Below are 7,868 nucleotides of genomic sequence, written 5' to 3'. Positions count from 1 at the left end.
CCGCCGGGCCCGCCTCCTCCGGGCCCGAAGCCGCCGGAGGCGCGGGGGCCTGCGGTGACGATGGAGCCGGTGTGCGGGGTGCCGGCGGTGTCCACCGCGTACGCGGCGGGGCCGGCGAGGGACGCGGCGGCCGCCAGGACCAGCACGGCGGCCAGCAGCCGGCCGCGCAGCAACCGCACGCCGGCGAGCGGCGCGGCGGCCAGCAGCCCGGCGGCGACGACGACCAGGCCGAGCCAGGGGTGCCAGCCGGGGGCGCGGCCCAGCAGCACGTACGCCCACACGGCGGTGACGGCGACCGACACCGACAGGAACACGGCGCCCTCGGTGGTGCGGCGCCGTTCCCATAGCAGCGCGGCGCCGATGCCGACGAGGGCGGCGATGGCGGGGGCGAGCGCGACGGTGTAGTACTCGTGGAAGATCCCCTGCATCTCGCTGAAGATCGCTCCGGTGAGCAGCAGCCAGCCGCCCCACACCAGCAGCGCGGCGCGGGCCGGGTCGGTGCGGGGGGCGCGGCGGGTGGCCCACAGCCCGGCGGCCAGCAGGATCAGCGCGGCGGGCAGCAGCCAGGAGATCTGGCCGCCGATCGCGGCGCCGAACATCCGGCCGACGCCGGCGTCCTGGTTGAGGTTGCCCAGGCCGCCGGTCTCCTCGCCGTTGAGGCGGCCGAGGCCGTTGTAGCCGAGCGCCAGTTCCAGGACCGAGTCGTGCTGGGATCCGCCGATGTAGGGGCGGGAGGAGGCGGGCACCAGCGCGACGGCCAGCACCCACCACCCGGCCGCCGCGACGAGCGCGGCGCCGGCGAGCAGCAGCTGCCACAGCCGCCGCCGCAGCGGGGTGGGCGCGCTGATCAGGTACACCAGCGCGAACACCGGGACGACCAGGAACGCCTGCATCATCTTGGCCAGGAACCCGGTGCCGACGCATGCGGCGGCGACCATCAGCCAGCGGGTGCTCGCGTTCTCCTGGGCGCGCAGGGCGGCGTAGGCGCCGGCGGTCAGCAGCAGCACCAGCAGCGCGTCGGGGTTGTTGAACCGGAACATCAGCGCGGCGACCGGGGTGAGGGCGAACGCGGCGCCGGCCAGCAGCCCCGCCCAGGCGGGGAACCGCCGCCGCACGGCCGCGTACAGGGTCGCAACGGTCGCGACGCCCATCAGCGCCTGCGGTGCCAGGACGCTCCAGGAGTTCACCCCGAAGATCCGCGCGGTGATCTCCATCGGCCACAGCGCGCCGGGCGTCTTGTCGACGGTGATGGCGTTGGCGGCGTCGGAGGAGCCGAAGAAGAACGCCTTCCAGCTGGTCGCGCCGGCCTGGACGGCGGCGGAGTAGAACGCGTTGGCCCAGCCGGAGGCGCCGAGGCCCCACAGGTACAGCACGGCGGTCGCGGCGAGCAGGACGAGCAGGGCGGGCCGGGCCCACGCCGGGTCGGCGGCGGGCCCGCGCCACAGGCGGTGCAGGACGCGGTGCGGGAGGCCGCCCCGCCCGCGCGGGGCGGCGGGCGGGGCGGCCTGGATCGTGGAGGTCATCGTTGGGTGTCCCAAGGGTCAGCCGAGCCTGTACAGCTGGGCGCCGGTGGAGCCGGACGTGGAGGTCCCGCCGTATTCAGCGGGCTTGACCAGGGTGCCGTTCTTCTGCACCCAGGCGGTGACGGAGGCGTCGCCGCCTCCGGGCCCCATGCCGCCGCCGAGCAGGATGTAGCGCAGCCTGCCGTCCTTGACGTACTGCTGCAGCTTGGCGACGGTCATGGCGGGGTCGCTGCCGGTGAAGCCGCCCATCGCGATGACGGGGCGTCCGGTGCTGAGGATGATCGAGCCCGCGGACTGGGCGCTGGAGACCGCCAGCAGCCAGGTCGCGTTCCCCTGGTTCTTCTCCAGGTAGGAGATCATCTGGGTGCTGGTCTCGCCGCCGCCGGGTCCGCCGCCGAAGCCGCCGCGCATGCCGCCGGACCGCCGGGACCAGTCGCCGCGCGTGCCGGGTGTCTGCCCGCCGGCCTCGGCGTTCTGCCGCGGCCCGCCGGAGTTCTGCCCGCCGGGTGCGCCGCCGGGGGCGCGTCCCTTGAACCCGCCGGGCATGCCGCCGGGTCCGCCGCCCATGCCGCCGGGTCCGGACCCGGTGGACGGGCCGGCCTGCGGGTTGGTGCCGTTGGAGGCGGTGGAGGCGGCCGACACCGCGTAGGCGCCCGGCCCGGCCAGTGTCGCGACGACCGCGAGGGCGGCGCCGGCGACGGCGGCGCGGGTTCCGGCGCGGCGGACGAACCGGCCGATCAGCAGGCCGGCGACCGCGAGCACGGCCGCGGCGGCGATCGTCCAGCGCAGCCACGGCTGCCAGGACGGGGTGCGGTTCAGCAGGGTGAACGCCCACGCGCCGGTCACGGCGACCGCGGCGGACAGCGCCGGCGGCCACACCCACGTCAGGCGCGCGGTGCGGCGGCCGGCGCCGAACAGCAGGGCGCCGCCGGCGCCGGTGAGCGCGGCGATCGCGGGGCCGAGCGCGGTGGTGTAGTAGGGGTGGAAGGTGCCTTCGGCGAAGCTGAAGATGACGTAGTGGACGGCGAGCCAGCCGCCCCACAGCAGCAGCGCGGCGCGGGCGAGGTCGGTGCGGGGCCGCTTCCACAGCAGCACCAGGCAGGCGGCCAGCGCGATGACGGCGAACGGGATCAGCCAGGAGATCTGGCCGCCGACGATGTCGTTGAACAGCCGTCCGGCGCCGGCCTGCCCGCCGAACGAGGCGCCTCCGCCGCGTCCTCCGCCGGGGCCGTTGTTCTCGCCGAAGACGCGGCCGAGGCCGTTGTAGCCGATGACCAGGTCCCAGACGGTGCCGTCGGTGCTGCCGCCGATGTAGGGCCGCCTGCCGGCGGGGACGGCGTCGACGATCAGCATCCACCAGGCCGAGGAGGCGGCCAGGACGGCGCCGGCGGCGACCAGGTGCGCCAGGCGCCGCACGATGCCGGGCCGCGCGGCGATCAGGTACACCGCCGCGAACGCGGGGACGACCAGGAACGCCTGCAGCATCTTGGTGTTGAACCCGCAGCCGATCAGGAACGCCGACAGCAGCAGGGGCCGCAGCCGCCCGGTGTCGATGGCGCGCTGGCACGCCCACGCGGCGGCGACCAGCAGCAGCACCAGCAGCGTGTCGGGGTTGTTGTCGCGGTTGATCGCGACGGTGATCGGGGTGAGGGCGAGCACGGCGGCAGCGATGAGCGCGGCGGGGTGCCCGAACGCGCGGCGGACGGTGGCGTGCAGGATCGCCACGGCGGCGACGCCCTCGATGACCTGCGGGAGCAGCAGGGCGGGGGTGCCGAACCCGATGACGCGGGCGAGCAGTTCCTGCGCCCACAGCGCCATCGGCGGTTTGTCGACGGTGATGTAGTTGCCGGCGTCCAGGGAGCCGAAGAAGAACGCCTTCCAGCTCTGGGTTCCGCTCTTGACGGCGGCGGAGTAGTAGGAGTTGGCGTAGCCACCGGAGTTCAGGTCCCAGGCATACAGGGCGGCGGCGAGGGCGAGGATCGCCCACAGGGCGGGGCGGGACCAGCGGGGGTCGCCGGGGGCGCCGAGCAGCAGCCGGCGGATCCGCCCGCCGGGGGCGGGGGCCGCGGTCCCCGCGGCGGGCGCGGGAAGCGTCTGGGTCATGACAGGGTCCCTCCGGTCTCCTCGGCGGCCGGCGTGCGGCCGTCCGCGGGGGTCGCGACGTAGACGCGGGCGCCGCCGGCGTGCGGGGAGCCGGCGCCTGCCCGCTGGTGCCCCAGGCGGCGGGGGTGGAAGATCCAGGCGCGCATCAGCAGGAACCGCACCAGGGTGGCGACGGCGTTGGCGGCGATGAGCGCGGCGACCTCGACGGCGCGGGACGCGCCGGGCGCGGCGGCGTGCAGCAGCGCCAGCCCGCCGGTGGACAGCGCGAGGCCGAGCAGGAACGTCAGGCCGCCTTCGAGCTGCTGGCGCAGGGCGCGGCGGGTGCCGGTGACGCCGAAGGTGAAGCGGCGGTTGGCGGCGGTGTTGAACACGGTGGTGATCACCAGGGACAGCGCGTTGGCCCACAGCGGCCCCATCGCCAGGCGCAGCAGCACGAACAGCACCAGTTGCGCGAGGGTGCTGATGGCGCCGATGACGGCGAAGGCGGGCAGCTGCCGCGCCATCCCGGCGGGCAGCGCGGCCCCGGCCTGCCCGCCGGCGGCGGGGGCGGTGGGGCGGGCGCGTCCGCCGACGGGGGCGCGGAACGCGCCGGTGAGCAGGCGGCGGCCGACGCGGGCCATGCCGCGCAGGTCGTCGCGGGCGGTGCGGACGACGTCGACGCGGGAGTCGGGGTCGTCGACCCAGTCGACGGGGACCTCGTGGATGCGCAGCCCGTTGCGTTCGGCGAGCAGCAGCAGCTCGGTGTCGAAGAACCACTCCTCGTCCTCCACCGACGGCAGCAGCGCCTGGACGATCTCGGTGCGGGCGGCCTTGAAGCCGCACTGGGCGTCGGAGAAGCGGGCGGCGAGGGTGGCGCGCAGCAGCAGGTTGTAGCAGCGGGAGATGACCTCGCGGCGGGGGCCGCGCACGACGGCGGACCCGCGGGTGAGCCGCGACCCGATCGCCAGGTCGCTGTGCCCGGAGATCAGCGGCGCGACCAGCGGCAGGAACGCGTCCAGGTCGGTGGACAGGTCCACGTCCATGTAGGCGACGACGTCGGCGTCGCTGGTGCCCCACACGTGCCGCAGCGCCCGTCCGCGTCCCTTGCGTTCCAGCCGGACGGCGTTGACGCGGTCCAGCCGCGCCATCAGGTCCTCGGCGACCCGCCAGGTGCGGTCGGTGCTGGCGTTGTCGGCGATGGTGATGCGGAAGGGGTAGGGGAAGGTGTCGGACAGGTAGGCGTGCAGGCGCTGCACGCTGGCGGCCAGGACGCGTTCCTCGTTGTAGACGGGGATGACCACCTCGACCAGCCGTCCCCGCCCGCCGTGCTCGTGCACGGGCGGGGGCGGCGCGGCGGGCGTGCCCCGTTCGGTGACAAGGTGACTCATGTGACCGAGGTTCGGCGGCCGGTGTGGGAAGCCCCTGAGCCGTGGATTAACGCGGTATGAGAAACGCCGCGACGCCGCCCAGGGGTCCGCCCTGGGGGCCGCAGGCGGGGTCAGTCGCGGGGCTGGGCGGTGCCGGGCAGGCGGACGCGGGCGAGGGTGCCGCCGCCGTCGGCGGCCTCCAGGGCGACGCGGCCGCCGCTCTCGGCGACGACGCGGGCGACGATCGACAGGCCGAGCCCGGAGCCGGGCAGGCTGCGCGCCGACGGGGACCGCCAGAACCGCTCGAACACGTGCGGGAGGTCGGCGGCGGGGATGCCGGGGCCCTGGTCGCGGACGGTCAGCTCCCCGCCGGCAAGCCGCACGGCGACGGTCCCGGCGGGCGGGGAGAACTTCACGGCGTTGTCCAGCAGGTTCACCACGGCGCGTTCCAGGGACGCGGGGTCGCCCTGGACGTACCAGGGTTCGGTGCTCGCCTGCACGGTGAGGCCGGGGCCGCGCAGCCGGGCGCGGTCGACGGCGCGGTCGACGACCTCGTGCAGCGCGACGGTCTGGCGGACCGGTTCGGCCTCGTCGGGCCGGGCGAGTTCCAGCAGGTCCCCGACCAGGCTGGACAGCTCCAGCATCTGCGCCTTGACGCTGACCAGCAGGTTGTGGCGGGTGGCGGCGGGCAGGTCGCGGCCGGTGGCCTCGGCGCGCAGCAGCAGGTCGATGTTGGTGCGCAGGCTGGTCAGGGGGGTGCGCAGCTCGTGCCCGGCGTCGGCGATGAGCTGCTGCTGGCGTTCCCGGGAGGCGGCCAGGGCGCCGGTCATGGCGTTGAAGGAGCGGCCGAGCCGGGCGATCTCGTCGGTGCCCTCGGCGGGGATGCGGATGCCGAGGTCCTCGGTGCGGGCGATGTGCTCGGCGACGCCGGTCAGCTCGTCGACGGGCCGCAGCGACGCGCGGGCGATCATCAGGCCGGCGGCGGCCGACACCAGCACGCCGAGGGCGGTGACGGCGACCAGCAGCAGCGCCAGGTTGTCCAGGGGCCCTTCGACCTCGTCCAGGGAGATCGCGACCGACACCGCGAACGGGGCGCCGTCGGCGGCCTGGCCGGGGAAGGTCAGGACGCGCACGTCGATGGTGCGGCCGGCGGTGGTGACGCCGGTGCCGTCGTGCACGACCCGCTCGTCGCCGCCGCGGGCGACCCGCGCGTCGTCGGCGGTGACCTTCAGCGACCCGGCGTCGGGGATGGTGCAGGGCCGGCCCTGCGCGTTCACCACCTGGACGATCTCGTAGGGGCCGGGCGGGCGGCCGTCGCTGCTGCTGCTGGTGGCGTCGGGGCGGCACGCGGCGAGCGCGTCGGTGATCTGCCGGCCCAGCATCCGCTGGATGCGGCCGCCCGGCCCGCCGCCGGGGCCGCCGGGCCCTTCGGGGCCGGGCGGCCCGCCGGTGGACGCGGCGAGGCGCCGGTCGAGCTCGTGGTACAGCTGGTTGCGGGTGAGGTACCAGCCGGCGGCGGCGCAGACGGCGACGGCGAGCGCGACGGCGACGGCGGTGAGCAGCGCCATCCGGGCGCGCAGGGTGAGCCGCCGGGTCATGGGCGGTTTCCCGGCCGGGCGCCGCCGTGCGCTCACGGGGACGCCGCCGTCCGCAGGACGTAGCCGACGCCGCGGACGGTGTGGACGAGCCGCGGCATCCCGCCGGCCTCGGTCTTGCGCCGCAGGTACATCACGTACACGTCCAGGGAGTTGGAGGCGGGTTCGAAGTCGAAGCCCCAGACGGTCTCCAGGATCTGCTCGCGGGTGAGGACCTGGCGGGGGTGGGCCAGGAACATCTCCAGCAGCATGTACTCGGTGCGGGTGAGGGCGAGCGGCCGGCCGCCGCGGGTGACCTCGCGGGTGAGGGTGTCCATCCGCAGGTCGTCGAAGGACAGGACGTCCTCGCGGCGGGCGCCGGCGGCGGTGTCGGCGTTCATCGCGGTGCGGCGCAGCAGGGCCCGCACCCGCGCCAGGAGCTCGTCCAGCTCGAACGGTTTGGCGAGGTAGTCGTCGGCGCCGGCGTCCAGGCCGGTGACGCGGTCGCCGACCATGTCGCGGGCGGTGAGCATCAGCACCGGCATGGTGGCGCCGAGGGCGCGCAGCCGGCGGCAGGTGGTCAGGCCGTCCATGCGGGGCATCAGCACGTCCAGCACGACCAGGTCGGGGCGTTCGGCTTCGACGCTCTGCAGGGCCGCGGCGCCGTCGGCGGCCTCGGCGACCCGGTAGCCCTCGAACTCCAGGCTGCTGGACAGCGATTCGCGGACGGCGGGCTCGTCGTCGACGATCAGTATCCGTGCGGCGGGCGCCGCCTGCGGGGTGCCGGGCTCCATGTACTCACCGTAAACAGCGCCGGTGAGGGCTCCGGCCGCCGGTACCGGTTTCTCATGGATCTTTCAGGAACTTCTGAGCGGCGCTTCAGCGGGCCGGGCCGCCGTCGGTCTCGTCGGCCCACACGTCGGCCCCGGCCGCGGCGGGTTCAGCAGTGGCGGGTCGCGGGGTGGCGGGCTCGGCGGGTTCGGCCTCGGCGGGTTCGGTCGGTACGGGTTCGGCGGTGATGACGACGGGGCCGGGGGCCGGGCGGGTCGCGGTGGTCCAGGTGGTGCGGGCCACGTCCACCACCACGTCGCGGGCGACGTCCAGGACAATGCCGCGCAGCACGTCCTTCATCGCGATCTTCAGGGCCTCGCGCAGCACCTCGGCCATCACCACCTCGATCGCGGCGGTGGCGGCCTGGACGGCGGCACGGACGGTCAGGTCGCGGGCGGTGCGGGCGAACACGCAGCCCGCGGCGGCGGCCAGCAGCGCGCCGGCCGAGCGGGCGGCCTCGCGCGCGCCGGCGCGGTCGGCGAGCTGGTGAC

Annotated in this window: 6 protein-coding genes; all 6 read right to left on the bottom strand. The window is 75.7% G+C overall.

The genetic code is table 11. The features are described from left to right. A partial coding sequence (locus ABD296_RS48295) for a glycosyltransferase family 39 protein (protein ID WP_344284904.1) occupies positions 1-1,523 on the bottom strand: 1,523 nt, incomplete at its 3' end. An 18-nt stretch (positions 1,524-1,541) separates the two neighbouring features. Beyond that, positions 1,542-3,626, bottom strand: coding sequence for a glycosyltransferase family 39 protein (locus ABD296_RS48290; protein ID WP_344284901.1), 2,085 nt, complete (start codon positions 3,624-3,626; stop codon positions 1,542-1,544). Beyond that, positions 3,623-4,993, bottom strand: coding sequence for a bifunctional glycosyltransferase family 2/GtrA family protein (locus ABD296_RS48285; RefSeq protein WP_344284898.1), 1,371 nt, complete (start codon positions 4,991-4,993; stop codon positions 3,623-3,625). Before ABD296_RS48285 ends, ABD296_RS48290 begins: the two co-directional genes overlap by 4 nt. A gap of 110 nt (positions 4,994-5,103) precedes the next feature. Next, positions 5,104-6,570, bottom strand: a complete 1,467-nt coding sequence (locus tag ABD296_RS48280; RefSeq protein WP_344284895.1) for a HAMP domain-containing sensor histidine kinase — start codon at positions 6,568-6,570, stop codon at positions 5,104-5,106. Between the two features lie 32 nt (positions 6,571-6,602). Continuing rightward, the gene (locus ABD296_RS48275) at positions 6,603-7,340 is read right to left on the bottom strand and encodes a response regulator transcription factor (protein WP_344284892.1); all 738 of its coding nucleotides are present in this window, start codon (positions 7,338-7,340) and stop codon (positions 6,603-6,605) included. Positions 7,341-7,425: 85 nt separating this feature from the next. Next, a partial coding sequence (locus tag ABD296_RS48270; protein ID WP_344284889.1) for a hypothetical protein occupies positions 7,426-7,868 on the bottom strand: 443 nt, incomplete at its 5' end.

This window comes from Actinomadura napierensis, from assembly GCF_039529375.1.
GTDB lineage: Bacteria > Actinomycetota > Actinomycetes > Streptosporangiales > Streptosporangiaceae > Spirillospora > Spirillospora napierensis.
This window is presented reverse-complemented; position numbering and strand designations above follow the sequence as displayed.

What these genes read in the sequence shown, in the direction of transcription:
- ABD296_RS48290 (WP_344284901.1), bottom strand. Translation starts at nt 3,626, where the DNA reads ATGACCCAGACGCTTCCCGCGCCCGCCGCGGGGACCGCGGCCCCCGCC.
- ABD296_RS48285 (WP_344284898.1), bottom strand. Translation starts at nt 4,993, where the DNA reads ATGAGTCACCTTGTCACCGAACGGGGCACGCCCGCCGCGCCGCCCCCG.
- ABD296_RS48280 (WP_344284895.1), bottom strand. Translation starts at nt 6,570, where the DNA reads ATGACCCGGCGGCTCACCCTGCGCGCCCGGATGGCGCTGCTCACCGCC.
- ABD296_RS48275 (WP_344284892.1), bottom strand. Translation starts at nt 7,340, where the DNA reads ATGGAGCCCGGCACCCCGCAGGCGGCGCCCGCCGCACGGATACTGATC.